Source organism: Colwellia sp. MB3u-4 (genome assembly GCF_014077065.1).
Taxonomy (GTDB): Bacteria; Pseudomonadota; Gammaproteobacteria; order Enterobacterales; family Alteromonadaceae; genus Cognaticolwellia.
In genome coordinates, this window is sequence record NZ_JACGVE010000033.1 from 1 (window position 1) to 314 (window position 314).

The 314-nt window shown below is 45.2% G+C and carries 1 protein-coding gene; it reads left to right on the forward strand.

The genetic code is table 11. The annotated features are described in order from the left end of the window. Positions 1-314, forward strand: a 314-nt coding sequence (locus tag H4J61_RS00270) for a putative Ig domain-containing protein (RefSeq protein WP_182182638.1), incomplete at both ends; no start/stop codon positions are given.

Sequence of the window (314 nt, forward strand, 5' to 3'; positions counted from 1 at the left end):
ATAGGTACCACCTCAGGTATTATCATCAGTGTTGCCGATGCTGCGAATGCAACAGTAAGCTTAGCGGCCTTTACTATCACAGTGTCAAACACCAACGATGCGCCGGTAATAACAGGTACGCCAGCCACAACGGTGGCTGAAGATATTGCCTACAGCTTTACTCCTATAGTTTCTGATGTTGATGTAGGGGATACCCAAAGCTTTAGTATTAACATTAAACCTAGCTGGGCAACGTTTAGCACAATAACCGGTAGCTTAACGGGCACACCGACTAATGATGATATTGGTACCACCTCAGGTATTGTCATCAGTGT